The 23,820-nt window shown below is 71.7% G+C and carries 20 protein-coding genes; 5 read left to right on the top strand and 15 right to left on the bottom strand.

Annotated elements, in window-relative coordinates; all coding sequences use genetic code 11:
* The first annotated feature begins 97 nt into the window (after positions 1-97).
* The 3 genes from APR04_RS07345 to APR04_RS30970 are packed head-to-tail and all read left to right on the top strand — an operon-like array spanning position 98 to position 5,645.
* Complete coding sequence (locus tag APR04_RS07345) at positions 98-3,376, top strand: PKD domain-containing protein (protein ID WP_253868998.1); 3,279 nt, start codon at positions 98-100, stop codon at positions 3,374-3,376.
* On the top strand, positions 3,373-4,629 hold the full coding sequence (locus APR04_RS30975; protein WP_253868995.1) for a hypothetical protein: 1,257 nt from the start codon (positions 3,373-3,375) through the stop codon (positions 4,627-4,629). Before APR04_RS07345 ends, APR04_RS30975 begins: the two co-directional genes overlap by 4 nt.
* Entirely contained in the window at positions 4,626-5,645 is a 1,020-nt protein-coding gene (locus tag APR04_RS30970; RefSeq protein ID WP_253868993.1) for an acyltransferase family protein, read from the top strand. The genes APR04_RS30975 and APR04_RS30970 overlap by 4 nt, the downstream gene beginning before the upstream one ends.
* 57 nt (positions 5,646-5,702) lie before the next feature.
* Here APR04_RS30970 and APR04_RS07330 read toward each other — a convergent pair whose 3' ends face one another.
* The 9 genes from APR04_RS07330 to APR04_RS07290 all read right to left on the bottom strand — a co-directional run bounded on the left by APR04_RS07330 (position 5,703) and on the right by APR04_RS07290 (position 15,868).
* Positions 5,703-6,350 carry a LysE family translocator gene (locus tag APR04_RS07330; RefSeq protein WP_253868991.1) on the bottom strand — a complete coding sequence of 216 codons (648 nt, stop codon included), beginning with the start codon at positions 6,348-6,350 and terminating at the stop codon, positions 5,703-5,705.
* Positions 6,351-6,422: 72 nt separating this feature from the next.
* Positions 6,423-8,207 (bottom strand): tyrosine-protein kinase domain-containing protein, encoded by a 1,785-nt coding sequence (locus tag APR04_RS07325; protein ID WP_253868988.1) that lies wholly within the window; start codon positions 8,205-8,207, stop codon positions 6,423-6,425.
* Between the two features lie 59 nt (positions 8,208-8,266).
* Positions 8,267-8,905, bottom strand: a complete 639-nt coding sequence (locus tag APR04_RS07320; protein ID WP_253868986.1) for an arsenate reductase/protein-tyrosine-phosphatase family protein — start codon at positions 8,903-8,905, stop codon at positions 8,267-8,269.
* 98 nt (positions 8,906-9,003) lie between these two features.
* Positions 9,004-10,476 carry an exopolysaccharide biosynthesis polyprenyl glycosylphosphotransferase gene (locus tag APR04_RS07315; protein ID WP_253868984.1) on the bottom strand — a complete coding sequence of 491 codons (1,473 nt, stop codon included), beginning with the start codon at positions 10,474-10,476 and terminating at the stop codon, positions 9,004-9,006.
* Between the two features lie 462 nt (positions 10,477-10,938).
* On the bottom strand, positions 10,939-11,568 hold the full coding sequence (locus APR04_RS07310) for an acyltransferase (RefSeq protein ID WP_253868982.1): 630 nt from the start codon (positions 11,566-11,568) through the stop codon (positions 10,939-10,941).
* 15 nt (positions 11,569-11,583) lie between these two features.
* Positions 11,584-11,880, bottom strand: coding sequence for an acyl carrier protein (locus tag APR04_RS07305; protein ID WP_253868980.1), 297 nt, complete (start codon positions 11,878-11,880; stop codon positions 11,584-11,586).
* 21 nt (positions 11,881-11,901) lie between these two features.
* Complete coding sequence (locus APR04_RS07300; protein WP_253868977.1) at positions 11,902-13,158, bottom strand: pyridoxal-dependent decarboxylase, exosortase A system-associated; 1,257 nt, start codon at positions 13,156-13,158, stop codon at positions 11,902-11,904.
* Positions 13,155-14,759 (bottom strand): acyl-CoA ligase (AMP-forming), exosortase A system-associated, encoded by a 1,605-nt coding sequence (locus APR04_RS07295; RefSeq protein WP_253868974.1) that lies wholly within the window; start codon positions 14,757-14,759, stop codon positions 13,155-13,157. Before APR04_RS07295 ends, APR04_RS07300 begins: the two co-directional genes overlap by 4 nt.
* A 239-nt stretch (positions 14,760-14,998) precedes the next feature.
* On the bottom strand, positions 14,999-15,868 hold the full coding sequence (locus APR04_RS07290) for a GNAT family N-acetyltransferase (RefSeq protein WP_253868971.1): 870 nt from the start codon (positions 15,866-15,868) through the stop codon (positions 14,999-15,001).
* Between the two features lie 344 nt (positions 15,869-16,212).
* Here APR04_RS07290 and APR04_RS07285 point away from each other — a divergent pair, with 344 nt between their 5' ends.
* Positions 16,213-17,193 (top strand): hypothetical protein, encoded by a 981-nt coding sequence (locus APR04_RS07285; RefSeq protein WP_253868969.1) that lies wholly within the window; start codon positions 16,213-16,215, stop codon positions 17,191-17,193.
* 23 nt (positions 17,194-17,216) lie between these two features.
* Here APR04_RS07285 and APR04_RS07280 read toward each other — a convergent pair whose 3' ends face one another.
* From APR04_RS07280 to APR04_RS07260, 5 genes are all read right to left on the bottom strand, one after another.
* The gene (locus APR04_RS07280; protein WP_253868966.1) at positions 17,217-18,077 is read right to left on the bottom strand and encodes a glycosyltransferase; all 861 of its coding nucleotides are present in this window, start codon (positions 18,075-18,077) and stop codon (positions 17,217-17,219) included.
* Positions 18,074-18,973 carry a glycosyltransferase family 2 protein gene (locus APR04_RS07275; RefSeq protein WP_253868964.1) on the bottom strand — a complete coding sequence of 300 codons (900 nt, stop codon included), beginning with the start codon at positions 18,971-18,973 and terminating at the stop codon, positions 18,074-18,076. The genes APR04_RS07280 and APR04_RS07275 overlap by 4 nt, the downstream gene beginning before the upstream one ends.
* Positions 18,973-19,626: a polysaccharide deacetylase family protein gene (locus APR04_RS07270; protein ID WP_253868962.1), complete on the bottom strand. Its 654-nt coding sequence runs from the start codon at positions 19,624-19,626 to the stop codon at positions 18,973-18,975. Before APR04_RS07270 ends, APR04_RS07275 begins: the two co-directional genes overlap by 1 nt.
* An 83-nt stretch (positions 19,627-19,709) precedes the next feature.
* Positions 19,710-21,038, bottom strand: a complete 1,329-nt coding sequence (locus tag APR04_RS30965) for an O-antigen ligase family protein (RefSeq protein ID WP_253868960.1) — start codon at positions 21,036-21,038, stop codon at positions 19,710-19,712.
* The gene (locus APR04_RS07260) at positions 21,035-21,787 is read right to left on the bottom strand and encodes a hypothetical protein (protein ID WP_253868957.1); all 753 of its coding nucleotides are present in this window, start codon (positions 21,785-21,787) and stop codon (positions 21,035-21,037) included. The genes APR04_RS30965 and APR04_RS07260 overlap by 4 nt, the downstream gene beginning before the upstream one ends.
* A 139-nt stretch (positions 21,788-21,926) precedes the next feature.
* On the opposite strand from APR04_RS07260, the gene APR04_RS07255 reads away from it, so the two are divergent.
* Positions 21,927-22,640 carry a hypothetical protein gene (locus tag APR04_RS07255; RefSeq protein WP_253868955.1) on the top strand — a complete coding sequence of 238 codons (714 nt, stop codon included), beginning with the start codon at positions 21,927-21,929 and terminating at the stop codon, positions 22,638-22,640.
* On the opposite strand, the gene APR04_RS07250 is transcribed toward APR04_RS07255, so the two are convergent.
* Positions 22,558-23,799: a glycosyltransferase family protein gene (locus APR04_RS07250; RefSeq protein ID WP_253868953.1), complete on the bottom strand. Its 1,242-nt coding sequence runs from the start codon at positions 23,797-23,799 to the stop codon at positions 22,558-22,560. The two genes, APR04_RS07255 and APR04_RS07250, sit on opposite strands and share 83 nt — an antisense overlap.
* Positions 23,800-23,820: the final 21 nt, after the last annotated feature.

Below are 23,820 nucleotides of genomic sequence, written 5' to 3'. Positions count from 1 at the left end.
CTGTCCGCCGTTAGCGTGTTGCGCGGTCGTTCTCCAGACCCATATCGTCCGGCGGCTCAGCGGTCCGGCGGCCCATTTGCTCCCCAGTGAGGTTCTCGTGTCCCATCGCACTCTGCCCGGACGGCGGCTCTCCGCCGTCCTCGCGAGCATCACTCTCGTGGTCACGTCGTTCGTCGCCACCTCGTCGGCGTCGGCCACCGAGGTCACCCAGGTGACTACCGACGTCGCCGAGCCGACTGCCGACCCGGCCACCGTGTCCGCCGACGCCCTGCCGACCGTGCAGGTCGACGGCATCGTGTGGAAGCAGGTCATCGTCGGCAACACCGTGTACGTCGGCGGAGAGTTCGCGAACGCCCGGCCCGCCGGTGCCGCCCCGGGCACCAACCTGGTGCGGCGGACCAACCTGCTCGCCTACAACCTGACGACCGGCGAGCTGATCACGTCGTTCAACCACACGCTCAACGGCAACGTCACCGACCTGGCGGCCTCGCCGGACGGGACACGGCTCTACGTGGTGGGCGGCTTCACGACGGTCAACGGCGCCGCCCGCAGCCGCATCGCCGCGTTCAACCTGCCGAGCGGCAGCCTGAACACGTCGTTCGCGCCGAACCTGAACGGCACGACGAAGGCCGTCGCGGCCACGAACACCACCGTCTACGCAGGTGGTCATTTCTCCGCCGTCAACAACACGACGCGCTACCGCGTCGCCGCCATGAACGCGTCGAACGGTGCCCTCCAGCGCGGATTCGTCCCGGTGGTCGACAACCGGCAGGTCCAGTCGATCGTCGTGTCGCCGGACGAGCAGTCTGTGGCCATCTCTGGCACGTTCACCTCGGTCAACTCCGACACGGCCAACTCCTACGGCATCGCCTGGCTCGACTCGGCGACCGGTGCGACGCGCAGGCTGCCGGTCAACGCGACGGTGCGCAACGCGGGCGACAGCTCCAGCGTCATGCGACTGACCTCGACGGACGACGCCTGGTACGGGGTCGGCTGGCACTACAACGCCCGTGGCACGACCGAGGGCACGTTCAAGGTCAGCTGGGACGACGGCACACTGGTCTGGATCGAGGACTGCCACGGCGACACCTACGACGTGGCGGCGATCGGCGACGTCGTCTATACCGCCAGCCACAAGCACTACTGCGGCAACAGCGGCGGGTTCCCGGAGACCAGTCCGCGGTCCTACTACCACTCGACGGCCTTCACCGACGAGGTGCGCGGCACCAACACCAAGGACATCTACAACTACCCCGACCACCCCGGCACACCGCGCCCCGACCTGCTGACCTGGTACCCGCGAACGAGCCTCGGGACGTACAGCGGCAAGAACCAGGCCACCTGGACGGTGACCGGCAACGAGGACTACGTGCTGTACGGCGGCGAGTTCCCGCGGGTGAACGGCGTCGGGCAGCAGGGCCTGGTCCGGTACGCCAAGCGCAGCGCCGCGCCCAACGAGTCCGGCCCGGTCGAGTCGGGTGCCGCTCTCAACCCGACGGTGGCCTCGGTCTCGGCGGGCACCGTCCGGATCAACCTGTCCACCACGTGGGACCGTGACGACGAGGCGCTCACCTACCGGATCTACCGCGACTCCCTGTCGACGGAGCCGGTCTTCAAGGAGACGATCGCAGCCAAGTTCTGGAAGCCCGTGCAGCGGACCGCCAGGGACACCGGCCTCGCGCCCGGCTCGGAGCACCGCTACCGCCTCACCGTCACGGACCCGTCGGGCAACGTGAAGCGGTCGGAGTGGATCTACGCCACGGTCTCCACCGCCCTCCGCAGCGAGTTCGCCGACACCGTCGTGCAGGACGGCGCGGCGCACCTGTGGCGTCTCGGCGAGCCGGGCGGGTCGAACCGCACCTACGACTGGGCGGGCGCCGACGACCTCGTCGTGCCGACGAGCGTCCAGCTCGGCGCCGCCGGCGCGATCACGGGGGACTCGAACACCGCCGCGACGTTCCGGAACTCCTCGTCCAGCCGGCTCGTCTCGACGGAGGGCGGTGCCGGACCGAATACGTTTTCCATCGAGACCTGGGTCCGGAGCGACGGCGGCGGCCGCATCGTCGGCTTCGGCAACAGCAACAGCGCCACCGGTACCTCCAGCTCCACCGACCGGCTGCTCTACGTCGACTCCGGCGGCCGGCTCACGTTCGGCGTGAACAACGGCAGCAGGATGACGCTCCGGTCGCCGGGGCGGGTCGACGACGGAGACTGGCACCACGTGGTCGCCACGCTCGGGTCGGGCGGCATGCAGCTCTTCGTCGACGGCGCCCGGGTCGCCGACCGGGCCGACGTCACCACCGGCCTGTCCGTCAACGGGTACTGGCGGATCGGTGCCGACACCTTGAGCGGCTGGCCCAGCCGCCCGGTGCTCGGTGACCGGTTGACCGGTTCGGTCGACGACGTAGCGATCTACCCGACGGTGCTGTCCGCCGCCAAGGTCTCGGACCACTACGTCGTGGCAACGACCGGCGGTCGCCCCAACCACGCGCCCGTCGCCGACGCAGCGGCGAACGTCCACGGCTTCGACCTCACGGCAGACGGCAGCGGCTCCGCCGACCCTGACGGCACCATCGAGGCCTGGGCCTGGAGCTTCGGCGACGGCACGACGGGCACCGGTCAGGAGGCGGCCCACACCTACGCGGCCCCCGGTACCTACACCGTCACCCTCACGGTGACCGACGACGAAGGCGCCACCGCCGAGGACAGCGTCCAGGTCGAGGCCTCCGTGCCCACAGAGTTCGCCACGGACGACTTCTCCCGCTCGGTGACCGGCGGTTGGGGTGCGGCCGCAGCGGGCGGTCCCTGGACCCTCTACAGCGGGTCGTCGAACTACTCCGTCGCCGACGGCGAGGGCGCCATGACCCTGAGCGCTCCGGGCGCGAACCGCAAGGCCCACCTGCGAGAGGTGTCCGCAGCGGACGTCGACCTCACGAGCGTGCTCTCGCTCGACGAGATCTCCGACGGCGGCGGCACGTTCGTATCCTTGGTGGGACGCGCCGACGGCTTCTCCAGCGAGTACCGGGCCAAGGTCTGGGTCATGGCGACCGGCGCGGTCCAGCTCCAGCTCGTCGGGCTCCAGTCGGCCGAGACCACCCTGGCCGCGACGAACATCGCCGGCCTGAGCGTCGCGCCCGGCGAACGCCTCGCGGTGCGGATGCGGATCACCGGCTCGGCCCCGACCACCCTGGAGGGCAAGGTGTGGAAGGCCGGCACCACCGAGCCGGCGGACTGGCAGCTCACGACCACCGACTCGACACCCGAGCTGCAGGACGCCGGCGGCGTCGGCTACTCGCTCAGCCTGTCCGGCCGGGCCACCACCGGTGAGAACACCGTCCGACTGGACAACCTGTGGGCGGGGCCGTCCACGCAGTGACGTCCAGCCTTGCCGCACCGGCCCAGACCCTCCCGTCCCCTGAGGGGCGGGAGGGCTGGGCCGTCGCTACGACCGGGCTGGCACTGCTCTGCCTCGTCCTCACGGGGATGCGCCATGACGTGTTCTTCGGCCTGACCACGGGGCTCGCGCTCGCCGTGGTGCTCCTGCCGCTGTGGGCACCCTGGGTGCGTAGCTCCCGATGGATCACCTGGATGACCGTCCTGGGTGGGGCCGCAGCGGCATGGAGCATCTGGCTCACGGTCTGGCACAGCGACTCGCGGGTCGTGTCCAACGTCGGCCTCCTGGAGTCAGTCTTCGTCGTGCTCGGGCTCGTGTGCGGGGTTGGTTGCGCCCTGTGGGCACGCAGCCGAGCCTCGGTGTGGGTGGTGGGAGCCGTGTTCGGCATCGGGATGCTGCTCGGCGTCAACCCGTCCAGCGAGATGTACGCCGAGAGCCCCTGGCGTTTCGGGTTCTCGCTGCCGGTCACCATCATCGTCCTCGCTGTGGCGGCGAGATGGCGCAGCAGATGGGTCGACGTCGTCGCCGTGCTCGCGCTCGCGGGCGTCTCCGCCGTCAGCGGCGGACGCTCCACGAGCGCGATCCTTCTCCTGGTCGCGCTGCTCGTGCTGTGGCAGTCCTGGGGGCGGCCGGCGTCGTCAGGGCTTGCGGCCCTGCGGACGGTGATCCTGTTTGGCACGCTCGCGCTCGGGACGTACTTCTCGGTCCAGACCGCGATCCTCGAGGGTGCGCTCGGGGAGAGCGCGCAGGCCCGTACCGAGCTCCAGCTAGCGACGTCGGGCACCCTGATCACCGGCGGGCGGCCGGAGATCGGCGCCACCGCGGCCTTGATGAGCGCATCGCCGGGCGGGTTCGGCGGCGGGAGCGTCCCGTCCATGACCGACCTTCTCGTGGCCAAGTCCGGCATGGCCGCCCTCGGGTACGAGCCGAACAACGGGTACGTCGAGAACTACATGTTCGGCAGCGGGTTCGAGCTGCACTCGGTGATCGGCGACCTGTGGGCCTGGTGCGGTATCCCGGGACTCGTCCTGGCCGCCGTGCTGCTGGTCTTCCTGGTCGCGCGTACCGCTGTTCTCACCACGGGGCGAGCCGCCTCCGCACTGCTCCTGTTCCTCGGGGTGAAGTCGGTCTGGAACCTGCTGTTCGCCCCGCTGGAGAGCGCGCTGCCCATCCTTGTCCTCGCCGTGGCGCTGATGGCCCCCCTGGTGCGGCCGGTGGGGAAGGCGTCCGGGTGAACGGCACGCCCGGGCGCGAGGCCTGGATCGATGCGGGCAGGGGGATCGCGGTCGTCCTGGTCGTGATCTACCACGCGGCGCGCTGGTTCGACGTGGCCGGCTGGGAGCAGGTCAACGACTACGTGTCCTCCGTACGGATGCCGTTCTTCTTCATGATCTCAGGCATGCTCGCGTACCGCGTCGGCGCGGCGGGCGAGGCCGGATCGACCTGGCGCGCACTGTGGGACCGGCGGCTGCGCCTCTACCTGTGGGTCTTCCTGCTCTGGGAGAGCATCGGCACAGCGTGCTACCTGATCGGGTTCGCGCTGCGCGGGACTCCGCTCGGGTTCGGCCCGATGCTGCGAGACCTGCTCATGTCCCCGGTCCGCCCGCAGTTCGAGCTGTGGTTCATCTGGGCGCTCGCGCTCTTCTGCGTCGTCGCGCGGCTGCTGCGGGCGGTCGACTGGCGGTGGCACCTCCTGGCCGCGGCCGTGCCGTCCGTCATCGCACTGACCGACGGCTTCGACCTCGGCAACGTCGGGTGGAACGGTGCGCTCAAGTACTACGTGTTCTTCGTGTGCGGCATGCACCTGCGCGGGCCGCTGCTCCGGTTCGCCCGGACGCCCTGGCAGGCCAGGGCCGGGCTCCTGCTCGGCTGGGCGCTCCTGGCCACGGGCGTCGAGGCGGCCGGGCTCCGGTCCGTCGTCGGGGTGTACTTCGTCCTGTGCGTCGTCGGAATCTTCGCCGGTGTCGCGCTCGGTACCTTCCTCGTCCGGAGTGCCCGCCTGGTGCAGATCGGGTCGGCGACACTGCCGGTCTACCTCGGTCACACCCCGGTGCTCATCCTGGGATCGTCCCTGGTGATCGGCCTGACCGGGTCGGCGATCCCGCCGGGCGTGCCCAGCCTCCTCGTGGTGCCGGCCGCCGCGGCGGCTGCGATCGTGCTCTCGTCGCTCGTGCGGGGCTGGACAGCCTCTGGCCCGCTGCGCTACCTCTACGCCGTCCCGGACCGGCTGAGCGGCGGGCAGCGGGTATGACAGCGACACGAACCGTCCACAGCTGCCGCAGGCCAGGTCCGGCCGGGAAGCTGTTCCTCAGGCCTTGACGACGGCGCCCTCGAGGGCGAGGCCGGTGCCGAGACTCACCATCGCGACTCCGCCCGCGACGCTCAGGTGGTCGAGCCGCTTCGGACTGCGGGAGAACCACGTACGGGCCTGGCTCGCCACCAGCGCCAGGATCGAGTCCTGACCGAGGGCCAGCAGGCCGAACAGCAGACCGAGGAACAGCAGCTGCGGCGTCGCGGGTGCGGCGTCGTTCATGAACTGCGGGAGGAACGCCGCGAAGAACACGATCGTCTTCGGGTTGGTCCCACCCACCACGAGTCCGGCCCAGATCGCGCGCCACGGGCTCGCCGTGCGGGTCGTGTCGGGTGCGGCCAGGGAGAGCCGGGCGTCGGCGCGGTGCCGGATCGCCTGGATCCCGAGGTAGACCACGTATCCGGCACCCACGAGCTTGAGCACGGTGTAGGCGGTGGCGGACGCCTCGACCAGCGCACCAAGGCCGATGGCCACGAAGGCCACCTGGACGAGAAGACCCAGCGCATTGCCGGTCACCGACAGGAGCGCGTCCCGGCGTCCGACCGTCAGCGCACGGCCGATCGCGAACAGCACGCTGGGTCCTGGCAGGGCGATGAAGACGACGGAGGCCGCGAGGAAGGCGAGGAGCTGAGGTCCGGTCGGCATCGTGCCACCGTAGCGGCTGGCACACCGGCAGTCACCGGCATCTTGTCGACGCGCGCGGTGCGCGTCGGGGCGTCACCCGGTCGGCTCGTCGGCCTGCCCGGAATCGGAGCCGACGGCGGCACTCGTCCGGGGCCCCGGACCCGGCTTGGCACCTGATCCCGTGCCGGCCGCTGGAGCATCGAGCGGACCTGATGCGCTCACCGGTCCGGGGGCCCTGGCCGGACCGGGAGTCCTGGGCGGACGAGGAGTGCTGGACGGACCGGGCTTGCTGGGCGGCCCGGGCTTGCCGGAGGGACCAGGCTTGCCGCCGGCGCCGGGGAGAGCGCTGGGCGCTGGCTTCACCCCAGGACGGGGCCCGCTGCTCAGCCCAGGGACACCGCCGGGAACAGGGGCGGGACCCGGTCGGCGAGCTCCGCCAAAGCCAGGGACGACGCTGATCGCGCCGGTGGTCGACGGCAGGTCGAGCGGGTCGTGCCGCCGGCTCCCCGGGATGACGCCGGCCCAGCGGTGCTTTGTCGTGCGGTAGCCGTAGTACGTCCCGCCAGGACCGGACCGGGGTGCGAACGCCAGGATCAGGCCGAGCACCGGGGCCTCGACCCCCGCGAGCGCGCGGAGCGCCTGGGTGAGCTGCTGCCGGCGTACCCGCCGGGCACCCACGACGACGACGACGCCGTCGGCCATGGTCGACAGGACCGCGGCGTCCGAGACGGGGAGCAGCGGCGGTGCGTCGACGATGACGACGTCGTACGCGGAGCGTGCCGCTGCGAGCAGGTCGCGGGTGGCGTCCGAGGCGATGAGCTGGTGCGGGTTGGGCGGGATCGGGCCGAGCGGGAGGATGTCGAGCGGTCCAGGGCCGTACCGCTGCACCAGGTTCGCCATGGTGGCCCGGCCGACGAGGACGGTGGTGAGCCCAGCGGCGCCTTCCAGCCCCAGCGTGGGCGCGACCGACGGGCGCCGCATGTCACCGTCGATCAGCAGCACATGGCTACCGTTCTCGGCGAAGGTCGAGGCGAGGTTGATGGCCGTCGTCGACTTGCCCTCGGCCGGGATGCTGGAGGTCACGACCAGGACCCGGGCGGGCGTGGTCGCGTCGACGAACGACAGGTTCGTCTGGACGCGGCGGTAGGCCTCCGCACGAGGGCTCAGCGGGTCCTGGGTGGCCGGGACCCGGGCGACCTTGCGCTTGACGAGCGGGATCGAGCCGAGCAGCGCGGTGCCCTCCGACACCATCTCCAGGTCCTTGGCCGAGCGGATCCGCGTGTCGAGAACGGACCAGAGCAGGACGATCGCGATGCTGAGCGCGAGACCGGCGGCACCGCTCGCCGCCGTCAGGAGCTGGGTCCTCGGGGCGGACGGCTCCTGGGGAACCTCAGCGGGCGACACGACCGTCACAGCGATGGACTGGCCGCCGCTGGGGGTGGCCGGCGAGAGGTCGACCACGGTCGCCGAGAGCTGCTGCGCGACGGCGTCCGCGATCTGTGCCGCACGCTCCGGAGCGCCGTCGACGACCTCGATCTCGATGATCGAGGTATTGAGCGGCGAGTCGGCGGTGACCGCCTCGGCGAGCTCGCGACCTGTCGTGCCCGTGCGCAGGTCGTCGGCGACGGGGTCGAGCACCACCGGCATGTCGGTGAGCGCCGCGTAGGACTCGATCAGGTTCTTGACGTACGTCGAGCCCTGCAGCAGGTCGCTGGTGGACTCGCCAGTGTTCAGCGACACGTACACCTTGGCCGTCGCGGTGTAGGACGGCGGCGTCGTCCAGGCCCAGCCGAAGGCGGCGAGCGCCGCGAGGAGCGTTGAGCAGACGATGACCGGCCAGCGCCGGCGCAGCACGTTCGCGTATTCGGCGAGTTCCACGCCCTGCCTCCCTGTTGTCCGTGTGGACCGGTTGTCGTGTACAGCGCTGTCCGCGTAGCTCAGGGCCGGCCGGGTTGCGACGAGTGCCGCGGCTGGGGGAGCTGCACGCCGGTACGGGGGGTCGGCGGGCTCAGGAGCCAGGGTTGCCTACCCGTGCCGAGCACACCGCACACGGTGTCGGTGGCCGACCCGATCCGTTCGAACGCGCGCCGGAAAGCCTTCTCGCTGCGCCCCCACGGGTCCGCGATGTCGAGCTCCCGGTTCCACGCCGAGTGGTTCAGGCGTTCCAGGCTCACCAGCTCCGGGACCATGGCCCACCGGGTCGCGTCGTCCGTCGCCGTACGTGGCCCGGGCGAGGTGCTCAGGACGTGTGCGAGCTCCAGCAGCGTGAACGTGCGCCGGACCGCATCGGGCACCGCCCGCACGACCGCCGAGCGCTGGCCACGTGACATCGTGATGACGACGGTTGCCGAGCGGATCATCTCGGGTGTGAGCTGGCGGGCGGCGAACGGCCCGTTGTCCAGCCCGCGGGACTGCAGCAGGCTCGCCATGCGAGGTGCGATGGGCTCGCCCACCCGCGCCCGCACACCGGCGCTGTCGACCTCGACGGTGCCGTCGGTGCGGGCCGTGAGCAGGCGCGCCAGGGCAGGGGAACGACAGATGTTCCCCGTGCACACCGCAAGGATCGTCGTGGCCATGTCAGGTCAAGCATGCCGTGGGCCTGCGCAGAGTAGTAACCGATGGACGCATTTTCACCCGAACGTCACCCGTCGCGCCCGTCGAGCCCCGCAGCGCATCAGTAGGCGCCGCGGCCCGAGACGACGGCGTGGGCGGTCTCGGCAAGGATCTGCAGGTCGAGCAACGGCGTCCAGTTCTCGGCGTAGTAGACGTCGAGTCGTACCGCCTCGTCCCAGGGCAGGTCCGACCGGCCGGAGACCTGCCACAGGCCCGTCATGCCGGGCTTGACCAGGAGCCTGCGCCGCATGCGCTGCTCGTAGGCAGCCACTTCGTGCGGCAGCGCGGGCCGCGGGCCGACGAGGCTCATGTGCCCGCACAGGACGTTGAGGAGCTGGGGCAGCTCGTCGAGCGAGTACCTGCGCAAGATCCGGCCCACCCGGGTGACGCGCGGGTCGGCGCGCACCTTGAACAGCGGGCCCGCCGCCTCGTTCACCGCGGCCAGGGCGGGCACCGCACGGTCGGCACCGCTGTGCATGGTGCGGAACTTGACCATCCGGAAGATCCGGCCCTCGCGCCCTACCCGCTCCGACAGGTAGAACAGGGCGCCCTTGCTGGTCAGTACGACAGCGAGCCCCACGCCGACCAGCACCGGCAGCACGAGCAGCGTCAACAGAGCGGCGAGCACCCAGTCCATGACCTGTTTCACGCGAAACTTCTGTCCGTCGAACCGGGGCGCCGCTACGTGCAGCAGCGAGATCCCCGACGCCGGGGCGACGGTGACGCGGGAGGCTTCGACGTCGGCCAGCTCGGTCGTGAGCATGAGGTCGACCCCGACCCGTTCGAGCTGCCAGCCGAGCCGGCGGACCACATCGGTCGTGATCCGGCCGGACGCGCTCACCGCCACCGCGCTCGCGCGGACCAGAGCCGCCGCCTCACCCACACGGGACAGGTCGCCAAGGACCGGGACGCCGCCCACCTCGTCCCCGGGAACCGCGTCACGGGGCCGCGTCCCGTCGGACCGGGTGCCGTCGCCGGACGGTGCCTCGTCGGCCGGCAGGCAGGCGCCGACCACCACGATCCCCTGCTCGGGAGAGTCGTTGAGCAGGCGGATCACCCGTTCGGCCCGCTCTCGGTGCCCTACGACGAGGACGGAGGTCATGCACCCGGCGCCGCGGCGCCGGGTGCGCAGCACCCACCGCCGCCAGGCGTACCGCGACGTGATCAACCCGGCGAGCCCCAGTGGGAACGCGACGGCCTGCACGAGCACGTCCCGCACCTCGACGAGGGCGGTGAGCCACGCGACGAGGACGAGCAGGCTCACCGACGTCCAGGTGGCGCCGAGGACCCGCCGGTACTCGGTGAGGTCGTGGCCGACGATCCGCAGGTCGTACGAGCCCTGTGCCGCCAGTGCCGCTATCCAGACCATGGCCACCACTGCGGGGACGGCGACAGAGCTGACCAGGCCGGGGTGACCCGAGGAGCCGGCAGGCAGGGCGGCGTCGAGCGCGAACGCGGCCACCGCGGCACCGACCACGACAGCGGCGTCCGAGAGGCGAAGTCGCGTGCGGTACCGGGTCTGCCACAGGGGCATGGCGAGCGACGCGCGAATGCTGTGAAATCCACGGGGTGCATGATTCCTGACCCGGAAACCCGCCAGTGCAGGGTGTATTTCGAATCCGCCGCCCAGCGTCTGGCTCGCCACGTCGAAACCCTTCTTCCCTCGGCAACGGTTGCGATGTATCGAGTGCGTTCGATCGGAGTGCAACGGCCGCCACAGGGCGATGGGGCTGGCTGTGCCAGTCCTGGTGCAGGTCGGTTCGGGGCGGTTCATGGCCCGGAACGCATCGGCTTCCTGAGCACAATGATACGAGAGGAAAGGGGCGGTGTCGTCTTGTCGTCACCTCTTCACCCATGTCTTCACCCACGTATTCACCCATGATGAAAAAGGGCGAGAAAATTCGTCGTAGAAGGGGGCGGACCCATTTCATCCACGCCATTCGCCCTTTTCATCCACGCCATTCGATCGCCAGGAAAAGGATGAGCGAAATGCGGGTCACCCGCAAGGGCGAGCGCTCGAGGATGCCTCGCTCAGCACGCCGTCCGCTTCCGTGAACTCGTCACCGGTCGCGGGGCAGCGCCACCGGTCCGGATCGATGCGTTCCAGCGGCACGCCGGCACGCCCCACCCACCGGATGCGCCGTGCCGGCACCCCGGCGACGAGGGCGAAGTCGGGCACGTCGGCAGTCACCACCGCGCCGGCAGCGACGGTGGCCCACCGGCCGATCGTCACCGGTGCCACGCACACCGCCCGCGCGCCGATGGCGGCACCGGTCCTGACCGTTACGCCTACCGCCTGCCAGTCGTCGCCGGTCTTGACCGTGCCGTCCGGGGTGATCGCCCGGGGGTACAGGTCGTTGGTCAGCACGGCGGCGGGGCCGACGAACACGCCGTCCTCCAGCACGGCCGGCTCGTAGACGAGGGCGTAGTTCTGCAGCTTGCAGCCGTCGCCCAGCAGCACACCAGGCCCGACGTAGGCTCCCCGTCCCACGATGCAGCCGGCACCGACGACGGCGTCCTCCCGAACCTGGGCGAGGTGCCAGACGGCGGTTCCCCCGCCGATCGTCGCGCGCTCGTCGACGTCCGCCGACGCCTCGACGCGCACCGGGTCCCCGTGGCTGGTCATGGTGGCCTCGGTGGTTCAGCGGGCTCTGTCGTGGACGAACGCGTGCAGGCTGCCTGCGGTCTCCAGCAGCCCGCCCGTCAGCTCGTCGTCGTCGACAGTGATCCCGAACCGGTCCTCCAGCGCGGTCAGGAGCTCGAGGACGGCCAGCGAGTCCAGCTCCGGCAGGGTGCCGAAGAGGGGCGTGGCGGCGTCGAACGTGCCGACGCGATCCTCGATCCCGAGGGTGGTGCCGACCACGTCCAGCACGGCGGCGAGAGTTACCTCGCCGCCGGTAGCGGTGCCGGACGGGCTGTGTGTCACGTCGCTGCTCATCGTGTCTCTCCTGTCAGGGGGTCAGACCAGTACCTCGGCGGGCGCCGGGTGGCCGAGGAAGGCGGTCGGGCTGGCGGTGAGGCCGTACGCCCCGGCCTGGAGCACCACGACCAGGTCACCTGGCTCGGCCCGGGGGAGCTGGACGCCGTCGGCCAGGACGTCGAGGGGCGTGCACAGGCAGCCGACGACGGTCACCTGCTCCATGTCGGGCGATGCCATGTGGTTGCCGACGAGCACCGGGTAGTTGCGCCGGATGACCTGCCCGAGGTTGCCGGACGCGGCGAGCTGGTGGTGCATCCCGCCGTCGACCACCAGGTACGTCCGTCCGCGCGAGACCTTGCGGTCGATCACGCGGGTCACGTAGCAGCCCGCCTCGCCGACGAGGTAGCGGCCCAGCTCGATGTGGACGTCGGCGTCGGGCAGCGCCGGAGCGATCAGCTCGCCGACCACGGTCGCGAGGCTCTCGCCCACGCGACCGAGGTCGACCGGTCGGTCCTTCGGGAAGTAGGGGATGCCCAGGCCGCCGCCCAGGTTCACGTAGCGCACCGGACCGGGCAGGTGGTCGGCGAGCGCGACGACGAGCTCGGCCGTGGCGCGCTGGGCGTGGGCGATGAGCTCCGCGTCCAGGTTCTGCGACCCCGCGAAGACGTGGAACCCGTTCATGTCCACCCCGGTGGCCACCAGATAGCCGAGCAGGTCCGGGACCTGCTCGGCATCCACCCCGAACTGCTGCGGGCCGCCGGACATGCGCATCCCCGAGCCGCGCACCGCGAAGTCGGGGTTGACGCGGACCGCCACGCGCGGGACGACGCCGAGCTCGTCGCCCGCCGCGACGACGCGGCGGGCCTCGGTCTCCGACTCGAGCTCGATCAGCACGCCCGCCGCGACGGCGGACCGGATCTCGTCCGGCGTCTTGCCGGGCCCTGCGAAGCTGACGTGCCGTGGATCGGTGCCCGTGTCCAGCGCGGTGTGCATCTCCCGCGTCGAGGCGACGTCGAGCGCGTCCACCAGCCCGGCCAGATGCTGCACGACGGCGGGCATCGGGTTCGCCTTGACGGCGTATCCGAGGCGCACCGCGCCGTCGAGCGCGGCTCTGACCTCGCCGACCCGGTCGGTGACGCGCTGCCGGTCGTAGGCGAAGAACGGTGTCGAGCCGACGCGGGCGGCCAGGCGGGTCAGGGGTACGCCACCCACCACGACCTCGTCGCCCGAGACCGGCAGCGCCGCGACGGCGGGGTGGAGCGCAGCGGGGGACTCGACCAGCGGTCGCGTCGTCACGAGGCGACCTCCGCCGAGACCTTGGCGCGGATCGCGGAACGGTCCAGCTTGCCGTTGGGGTTCCGGAGCAGTGCGGTCACCTGGCGAACCTCCGCAGGCAGCATGAACGTCGGGAGCGACTGGCGCATCTCCTTGAGCAGCCGGTCGGTGTCGACGGGCTCCGGTGCCCCGGCGACGAGCACGATGCGCTGGCCCAGGCGGGCGTCGGGCACGCCGAGGGCGACCGCCTCGCGCACCAGGCCCGTGCCGAGGGCCGCCTCTTCCACCTCGGTGGGGCTGACGCGGTACCCGGAGGTCTTGATCATCTCGTCGGAGCGGCCTACGAAGTAGAGGTACCCGTCGGCATCCCGCACGACCGTGTCGCCCGACCACACGGCAGGTTCCGGGACCGCACGCCACGGTTCGTCGTACCCGGGCACGGGCCGGAAGCGTGCGGCCGTGCGCTCCGGGTCGTTCCAGTAGCCGAGCGCGACCAGGCTGCCGCGGTGCACCAGCTCGCCCGGCTCGTCGGGGGCACAGGGTGTGCCGTCCGGGCGTAGCACCAGGACCTCCGCGTTGGGGATGGCCCGGCCGATCGAGTCGGGGCGCGACTCGACCTGGCCGGGGTCCAGGTAGGTGGACCGGAACGCCTCCGTCAGCCCGTACATCAGGTACGGCGCAGCGGTGGGGAACAGCTCGCGCAGCTCGCGCAGGAGCGTGCCCGGCAGGCGCCCCCCGGTGCTGGCGAAGTACCGCAGCGTCTGCCGGGAGCGCTCCGGCCAGTCCGCCGCCGCGAGCTGCGTCCACAGGGGCGGTACGCCCGTGATCCCGGTGACGCCGTGCCGCTCGCACGCGGCGGTCACGTCGCGGGGGACCAGGTAGTCGAGCAGCACCGCATGGGCGCCGACGGCGAACGCGGTGGTGAGCTGGCTGAGGCCCGCGTCGAAGCTCAGGGGCAGCACGGCAAGGAGCACGTCGTCCGCGGTGTTGCGCAGGTAGCCGGAGACGCTGGTCGCGCCGACGATCAGGTTGCGGTGCGACAGGACGACACCCTTGGGCGCCCCGGTGCTGCCCGACGTGTACAGGATCGCCGCGATGTCGGTGTCGGGCCCGGCCTGCGGGGCGTCGGGGAGCTGGGTGTCGACGGAGCTCTCGTCGGCTCCGGGAACCGGCGCCCAGCGGTGCACGGTCACGCCCGGCAGGCCGTCCGCCAGGGACGCGCCCTCCGGCCCGTCCACGAGGAGCACGGTGGTGAGCCCGGTGTCGGCGAGCCGGTCGCGCACGGCGGCCAGCCTGCCCGACGACGTGACCAGCACCCGCGCACCGGAGTCGCGGACGACGTGCGCCACCTGCGTGCCCTTGAGCAGCGGGTTGACCGGGACGAGCACACCGCCGGCCACCGAGGTGCCCCAGAGCGCCACTACCGTCTCGAACCGCTTCTCGAGGTAGACCGCCACCCGGTCGTGGCGGGCCACGCCGAGCCCGGCGAGCTGCGCCGCCGCCTGTCGTGCGGCACGCCACAGCTGCGCATACGTCAGCGTCGAGTCCCGGGAGGACAGCGCGGGGGCGTCGGGCCGGATCCGGGCCTGGTGCTCCACGTGCTCATGGATGGAGGTCGTCACGAAGTTCACGGTACGGCGGTAGCCATCGTCTCCGGCAGGCCGTAAGGGGGTGAATGGGCACGAAGAACGGGTGAATCAAATAATCGCCCGACGGTGGTTCCGGCGGCGCGGTCCTGGTGGGGCCGAATCGTACGGTGAAATCGACAAGGTGAAATCGACAAGGTGAATTCAAGGAGGTGAATTCCTGAGGGCCGGCAGATACCGGCCTCACTGGCCGGGTGAGATGTTTCCCGCCGTCTTCACCACGGGACCTGGGTGAGCTCGCTGTAGAGGTACGTGACCGATTCCGGTGGCTCCCCGGTCCGGCTCAGGTACATCATCGGTCGCTGTGCGGACAGCGGTACGGAGTGCCACGGGCGAGGGCCGCACACGCGGGTCTGGACCAGGGTGAACGGCAGCCGGTGCGCGAGCAGGATGTGCCGGTACACCGCCGGCGCGACCGTGCCGAAAAGGTCGCGGTCGCTCACGTGGAGCACCGAGGCGAACAGGCCGAGCCGCTTGCGCCGCACCCTGCGGAACACCACCCAGCACGGTCGCCCGTCGGCGACGGCGACGACATGCCGTGCCGCCGCCGAGCCCGCGTGGTCACGGTAGGCGGCCAGGTCGCCGCCCGTGAGGACGGCCTCGATGTCTGCCCGCCCGCTGAGCAGGCGAACACCGGGCTGCGTGGGCAGGGCGAGGTTGACGACCAGCGCGCCGGAGGTGTCCAGGCGGCGGAAGCCGAGGCGCTCGTTCAGGGGCACGACGGTCCCGCTCGGCGAGAGGTCGGTGAGCTCCCGGTCACGTTGGGCGAGCATCGCGCGCACCAGCCGCAGCGAGTGCTGGCGAAACTCTTCCAGGACGCACCACGCGGCGAGGTTGCACACCGCCAGCTGCCGGTCGGGGCCGCCGGTCTCGGAGTAGACCCCGGCGTACACGCCGACGACCCGGCCGTCAGACTCGAGCAGGAACCCGTGGTGGGGGTGGCTCGTGGTCCAGGTGGGGCGCAGCGACCGGGCCCATCGGTCGGGCGTGAGGGCGTTGTCCAGGTGCGCGCTGAGAAACTCGCCCACGCGAGAGAGGTCATCCGGTGTGATCGGGACGAGCCCGACCTTGTTCGAATGTGACACGTCCGCATTATGGCCCCGGGAAATTGCGCCGGCAGGCCGCGTGCGGGGTGAATCCGCCGGGGTGGCCGGATTTCATCCCGAAATTCCCCGCGACATCGTGGAGGGTGTCTTTATCACCCCTACGTTCACCCGTGAGAGGGGTGCCTTTGTCGTGCGGCGGCCCCCACTATCGGGTGGTGGTCGTCAACGAATCGGCGAGTTCCTCCCGTGTGGCTCACGTGCTTGTGGGACCGCCGGATCGAGCGCATGACGGACCTCTACGAGCAGCTCGCCGCCTCGCGCGCGGCGGGCGCCGGCCAGGTGCCCGGATGAGCGAAGAGGGCCGGCGTGCCAGGATGAACCGCATGGGCACTCCGTCCTGGCGGGTGGCGCTCCGGTGGGCCGTCGGTGCGCTGGTCGCCGCTGTGCTCACCACGCTCGGTCCGGCACCTCTGCCGTCGCCGCCCGAGGACTCCACCGCGTCCGGGCCGTCGCCCGACGCCGCAGGGCCCGCGGCCGCCGGCGACCTCTCCTCGTCCGGCACGGCGGCGGTGCCGATCACGTTCCCGACGGCCGAGACCGCGGGGTTGCCCGCCGGGTGGTCGCCGCGGCGCACCCACACGGGGGACCTCTGGATCCGCAGGGCGGGGACGGTGGTCGAGGACCTGCGGATCACGGACGGGATCATCTATGTCGCGGCGAAGGACGTCACGCTGCGGCGGGTGGACGCCGTCGGGACCAAGGTGGTGAACGACGCCGGTGACACCTGCGGGTCCGGCCTGGTGATCGAGGCGTCCCGGTTCGTCGCGGGGTCCGCGCCGACACGTGACACCGACCCGCCGGTCATCGGGAGCGGTGGGTTCACCGTGCGGGACGTGGTGATCGACGGTGTCCCGGAGGGGATCAGGGTGGGCGCCGAGCAGTGCGGCGACGTCGTCGTCGAGCGCTCGTTCGTCCGGATCACGCCGCCCGACGCCTGTCCGGACTGGCACGGCGACGGTATCCAGGGGTACGGCGGCGGCAGCGTGACCGTCCGGCAGACGCGGATCATCATGGTCGAGCGGAAGGACTGCTACGGCACCGGGCCCTTCTTCTACCCGAGCGGCCAGGGCAACACGTCGCTGACCATCGACGGGCTGCTCGTCGAGGGCGGGGGCTACCCGTTCCGTGCGGGCACGCCGGGAACCGTGCGCGACCTGCAGGTGGTGCGGAACAGCTGGGGCTACGGACCGGTCGACGTCCTCTGCTCGGCCCTCACCGCGTGGCAGGCGCACGTCGTGACGGTCAGCGACGAGGGTCGGACGACTCCGGGCCCCGCGATCGAGTGCACAGGAAGTGGCACATAGACCCGTTCGCCCGACGGCGTCGGTCACCGGGTGCTGGTGTCGCGTTCCCAGGTGGTGAAGTCGCCTGCGCGCACGGCAGCGCGGGCGCGGGCGCGCCCGGCGAGCACGACGCCGAGGAACACGGGGACCCGCGGCGCCAGGCCCGGGCGCTCCCGCACGAGCTGCCAGAGGTCGCCGAGCGTCGTGCGTGCTTCGGCCCCGCGCAGGCCGGCCCGGTCCGCCTGGACGTTGCCGGTCGTCACCCGTGCACGACGGCGGACGAGGTCCCGCAGGGTGCGCGCCGGGTGCACCACGACGGCGACGTCCTGCACGACGACGCGCTCGGCCGGTGCGAACGCCTCGGAGAGCACCAGGTCGTCGGCCATCATCTCGGGCAGCGCCTCGACCCGGCGTGCACCGTCCCGGGACACGGCCAGGGCCCCGCGCCCGAACAGACCCGAACGCACGGTGGGCAGCGCTTCCCAGACGTCGTAGTACCAGCGGGTGAGCACGGAGACCCCTGTACGAGGCATGACCCGCCGTGGTGCCGCGACCGCCGCGCGTCCTGGGCCCACCGCGGCCACGAGCCGGGCCAGGCCGTCCGCGGTGATCTCGACGTCGGCGTCGAGGTATACCCGCGGGAACGTCCGGGCCACCTTGTCGGCGGCACGCAGCGCGCGCGCCTTGGAGGGCTCCGGCAGGTCGAGCACGGTCACCGGGTACCGTGCGGCCACCCGCGCCGTCTCGTCGGTGCACCCGTTGCACGCGACGACCGTCTCGAACCGGCCGGGTTCTGCGCACAACGCGTCCAGGAGGCGGCCGATCGTGCGTTCCTCGTCGTGGGCGGGAACGATGACGGACGCGACCGGCGACCCGGGCGCTCCCGCCTCCTGGGGAGAGCTCATCGGGGCAGCACCGTGTCGCTCGCCCCGAGCGCGGCCGGACGCAGGGCAGGGCGCACGAGCGCCCGCAGCGTCGGCCAGGACGCGCGGTGGCCCAGGAGGCCGCGGCGGAGCTCCACGAGCAGGGTCAGCGCGTAGTACAGCCAGGCGGCTCCCGTGCCGCGACGCCGCCGGATCAGGCGCACCCGGTTCAGCATCTGCATGGTGTGGGTCTCGTGGCTCGTACCTGATCCGCCACCGATGTGCATGCCGCCCGCCGTCGGTGTGTAGACCGTGGCCCAGCCACGGTCCCGGGCCCGGAGCGCGAAGTCCGTCTCCTCGGAGTACAGGAAGTACGACTCGTCGAACCCGTCCACCGCCTCGAAGCACTCCCGGTCCACGAGCCAGATCGCGCCGACCGCCCAGTCCACCGCGTGCTCGGTGGTGTAGGCCCGCGGGTCGTCGATCCGCTCCGCGAGCAGCGGCATGCGGGTGAAGCTCAGCCCTCCGGCGCGAGCCACGGTCGGCGTACGCCGCAGCGTCGGAGACAGGCGCCCGTCGGCCTCGCGGGTGCGGGGAGCCACGATGCCGACCCCCGGTCGGCGCAGCACGCTCAGCATCCGCGGCACCGCGTCGGCGTCGAGCTCCACGTCCGGATTGAGCACCAGGATCGCGGCCGTCTCCGGCGCGTGGCGCACCGCACGGTTCATGCCGGCCCCGTAGCCGTCGTTCACGCTCTCGACGACCGTGCAGTCGCCCCGGCGTCGCAGCAGCGCCGGTGTCCCGTCGGTGGAACCGTTGTCGACGACCACCGTGGTGTACGGGACGTCGCCAAAGGCGCCGGGCAGGCCGTCCAGGAGAGCATCGACGTGCTCGGCGCTGTTGTAGGTCACGATGACGGCGGCGACCTCTGCCCCCATCAGCGCAGCCCCTTGATGAAGGTGCGTGCCGAGTCGGCGAACCGGGTGGCGCGGCGGTCGCCGTGCCGGAGCCAGCCGGCGACGTCGTCGGCCGTGTCGTGGGCGCGGAGGCTGAACCGGGCCTGCCGCCAGGCACCGGGCCGGGCCAGTGCCCGGTCGCTGGTGTAGACGCGGGTGTACCGCAGCCGCCGCAGCGCGGCCAGGGTCGCGCGGTCGTACCGGCCGAGCGGGCACGCCGCCGTGCGTACCGGCTCGTCCAGGATCTCCTCGAGTCGCCGGCGGGCGACCGCGAGCTCCTCGTGCTGCTCCGTGGGACCCAGCCTGCGCCACACACGGTGGTGCATCCCGTGCGACCCGACACCCATCCCGGCGAGGCGCAGCCGGCGCACGTCGTCGGCCGACAGGGAGCCCGGGTCCTCGAGACGGCCCGCGATGACGAAGAACTCGGCGACCAGCCCTCGCTCCTGCAGGTCCGGCAGCGCGACGGCGACGTCGGAGGAGTTGCCGTCGTCGAAGCTGATCCGCACGTCCGGATGATCGGCGACCAGGTCGAGGACCCGGCGGAACGTGCCGACGCCGATCCAGTAGGAGGCCTCCTCGGCCGGGACACCGACTGGGGGCGTCCCGATGCCGTGAAAGCAGAGATTGATCATTTGTTTATCGTGAACGAAGAAGTGCCGGCGCGGAATACGGCGGAGGGTGAATGTCCGGGTGAATGACGGACCGGCCGGCGCGACTATGTCCGGTCGTGCAGCGACCCGGTGAGACCGATCAGAAGAAAGAGGGCGCCCATCGTCATCGGAAAAGCGAAGGCGTCGAAGAAGAACAGGCTGACGAAGCCGACGACGACCGAGGCGATGAGGGCCAGCGCGAGGTCGTGGGACCTGGCGTCGGTGTCCACGCTGTGGGCGCGGGCCCGCACGAGCCCACGGACCGCCGCCATGCCGAGGCCGCAGAACAGAGCAGTGCCCACCACGCCGACGGTCACCAGGAGCAGCAGGTACTGGTTGTCGAAGATCCGGTAGGTGGGCAGGAAGGTGCCCAGCCCTCGTCCGAACAGGGGGTCTCGTGCGATGAAGTCGCCCGCCAGCGCGAACGATCCGGTCCGGGAGGCGACGCTCGGGTCATCGGCGACGCCGGTGAACAGGCCGAGGATCGACGCCAGCATCGCCGGTGCGACCACCAGTCCTACGGCCGTGCCCGCCGCGGTGACGCCGAGCATCACGCGGCGCCGCGATCCTCGCCAGCCGATGAGCAGGATCACGAGGCCGACGGCGGCGCCCACATAGGCGGACCGAGAACCCGATGCGGGCACCAGCGCGAGCGACGCCGCAGCGGGCGCCCAGCGCACCAGGGCTCGGCGCTCGGTGTGCTGGAAGCCGACGTGCAGCGCCAGCGGCAGCAGCATGGTGACCAGCACGCCGTACTCGATCGGGTGGGTGGCCGTGCCCTGCGGGCGGACGCGTCCGTTGCGTTCCCCGAGCTCGTACGGCGACGTGAGGGTCAGCCCGGGCAGGGAGATCCGGTCCACGAACAGCTCACCGACGACGAACTGGGCGAGCCCGAGCACGGCCAGGGCGCCGCCCGCGAGGGCCAGCCGCCACACCAGCACGTCGCGTCGGGCGGGGGACCCGATCCCGTCGTGCGCGAGGAGGAGCATGCCCGACCAGGCGAGCAGCGACAGGAGCCCGACGTCGGCGGGGCTGACCTCGCCCCAGACGACGGGCCGCGACATCGCGATGACGTACGACACCCCGACGCCGAAGAGGAACAGGCCGAGCGCCACCCGGACCTGCCGGGGGCGGCGCGGCTCCGACCCGGCCGCGCCGATGCCGGCCGCGCCGACACCGATGAGGACCCACAGCAGCAGGCTCACGAGGCCGAGCACCATCGACGGTGCCCCCGCGCTGCCGAGCGGCCCGATCACCAGCTTCGACGGCACGGCGAACAGCAGGACGAGGTAGATCGAGAGCCAGGTGACGATGTCGAACGGCACGGCCCGCCGGAACGGGGACCGTGCCGGTGCGGCATGCCGGTGGGTCGCGGCGGGCCGGGCCCGCGTCACCAGGGCTCCGCGGTGGCCGCCCGGGCGGGTGCGTCGTCCCTCCGGCGGTCGCGGGAGTCGGGGGCGGGGTTGTTCCAGGGCGGGTCGCTGTCCGATGGTTTGCTCGCCGGCGGCTTGAGGACAGGCGGCCCGGTGACCGGTGTCCGACGCCGTAACCGGCTGCGCCGCATCCCGTCGGTCGCCACGGCGCCGACGACGGTCCCCACCAGCCCGACGCCTGAGGCAGCGATGAGCATCCGCACCGTGCCGCTGGTGTCGGTCTCCGTCCGCTCGTCCTTGGCGAGGACGATCGTCGACACTATGGCGTCCTCCGGCGCGTCGACCTCCTCCTGGAGCCGCCGCAGCTCGACGGGGATCGACGAGGTGAGCAGGTCAAGGGTCTCGAGGGCGCGCTGCGGGGTCTCGTCCGTCACGTCGACGGCGATCACCGGTCCGCGCGTCGACTCCTCGATGGCCACGACGTACTCGGCGTCGGGGGAGCCGGAGGTGAACTGGGCCTTGGCGCTGTCGCTCTCGTAGTAGGCGACCACCACGCGCGCCGGAAGGTCGAGACCAGCGAGCGCCAGGAACGGGTTGCCGCCCTTGCCGACGGCCTGCTCGGAGGGCACCAGCAGGACCAGGGCGCGCGCGGTGTGGACGGGCGGCTCCATGGCGGCGGCACCCCAGACGAGTGCGGCGGTCGCCAGGAGCCCCGCGATCGACACCATCCACTGGCGGCCCAAGGCTGCGATCAGGTCGAGGAATGACATTTGTTCACCCTTTCCGGGCGTATCACGCCACGCTCGACAAAGGTATCGTGCGAGGGCGAGGAAAGGAACGAGCCGCGGCATTCTGGCCCGAATTTCGCCCACTCTGGGAAATGGCAGAGAGAGAAATAGCGGAGATTCGATGAAGTTCTGGGATTTGGTACGTGCGGCGCTGCGGCACTGGATCGTCCTGGTGGCGGGCGCGGTGGCGACGCTCGGACTCATGTACTCCACGACGCTGGACGACGGCGTCTTCTGGAGCCGCACGCAGGTCGTGTTCCTCGCGCCGCCGAGCGCCGCGTACCCGAACTCGCTGCGCACCACCTCCGAGGACCTGATCATCACGGCGGGTGCGGTCGCCAAGACGGTCTCGGGGCCGGACGCGGTCACCAAGTACGCCTCTCCGGACGCGTCGCTCGTCGGCGAGGGGGTACGTGACGGCTGGTCGATCCGCCTGCCGGACACGGGCGGCCAGTGGGCCCCCCACTTCGCCGAGCAGGTCCTGTACGTCGAGGTCGTCGCGGCCACCGCCGACAAGGCCGCGGCGCGGCAGGGCGAGATCATCGCGCAGATCACCGAGGCGCTGGACCGCCTGCAGCGCGACGCGGGGGTGGCGCCCGTCAACGACATCACCGTGACGGTTGCCCCCGAGTCGACGGTGGTCCATCAGGTGAAGGGGTCGCGCGGCCGGAGCGCCGGGATGGCCGGCGTGCTCGGCGTCGCCGCCACGTTCACCGTCATAGCAGTGCTCGAGATCCGCGGGCGCCGACCCGTCATGCACCGTCACCGCGCCGCACCTCGTCCTCCACGATCTGCGCCACCAGCTCCTGCGTCAGGTCCCAGGACCGACCCGTGACACTCTCGGCGACCTCCACCGCGTAGGCGTCGGCGTCCGGCCGGTCGACGGCGGCCGCGAGCTCCACGGCGATGCCTTCCGCCGTCGGCTCTGCCCAGCCGACGTACGCGCCCGGCAGGTCCGCGCGGGACAGTGGGGAGTCGTTGACGACCGGCACGACGCCGGCGGCGAGCATCTCCTCGGCCACGAGCGAGATGTTGGTGAAGGACATCGCCAGCCCGGCCACGACGCGCCCGTACAGCTCGTTCAGCGCCGTCGGTGTGACGCTCCCGTGGTAGGTCACCGGGAACGGCAGACCTGTGGGCGGTGACCCGTAGACGTGGATCTCCTGGTCCGGGTGCGTACGGTGAAAGCGCTCGAGCGCCAGGCGGGCCAGGAGATAGCCGCGGCGGCCGACGTCCGGCTTGGCGTAGAGCACCACCCCGGACCGAGGCATCCTGGCCTTCGGCAGGTGGTAGGTGCGGGTGTCGCACCCGAACGGGACGAGGTCGCTGTCCTGGCCCAGCTCGGACCGGAGGCAGCCGGCGACCATCTCGCCGAGCGCGATGCGGCGGAACGGGAACCGGTAGGTCATGGCCGCAAGCTCGTACTCCGAGCCGCGCGGGTAGAAGTACGGCTCGAAGTCCTGGATGAAGTACAGCCGGTGCACGGGCTCCGCACCGTAGGAGAGCACGACGTGGGCCGACTCCCACGAGGACGCCACTACCGCGTCCACGCCGCTGATGCCCGCGCGTGCGTCCCGGACCTCTGCCCGCACCCCTGGCCAGCCGCGCCGCAGCTCCGCGGTGCGCTGGGCGATGTCGAGCCCGTGCCGGTCGTAGAGGTACACGACGCAGGTGTGGCCACGCGCCTCCAGCCCTTCGACCATCCGGAACAGCGTCGTGTGGCCGCCGGACCCGGCGGCGGGCGGGCTGGTCACCCAGCCGACCGTGAGCCCAGGGGAGTCCTGGCCCGCACCGCCCGCCGGGCGGGGCGCGGGCACCGGCAGCGAGGCAGGCACGTCGCCGACGACGTCGGCCGGGTCGAGGTGCAGGTCGAGTGCCTGGGCGCCCGTTGCGCGATAGGCCCGCGCGGCCAGCCGCTGCGCCACCCCGCGCGGCCCGACGTCGCGGGCGCGGCGCAGCGTGGCAGTGGTCTGGGCGAAGCGGGATCGGGCCATGGGTGCTCCTTCTCTCGGATG

The organism is Promicromonospora umidemergens, assembly GCF_024171995.1.
GTDB classification, from domain to species: Bacteria; Actinomycetota; Actinomycetes; order Actinomycetales; family Cellulomonadaceae; genus Promicromonospora; species Promicromonospora umidemergens.
Note: the sequence above shows the minus strand (reverse complement) of the source record. Positions and strands in the feature narration are given on the sequence as shown.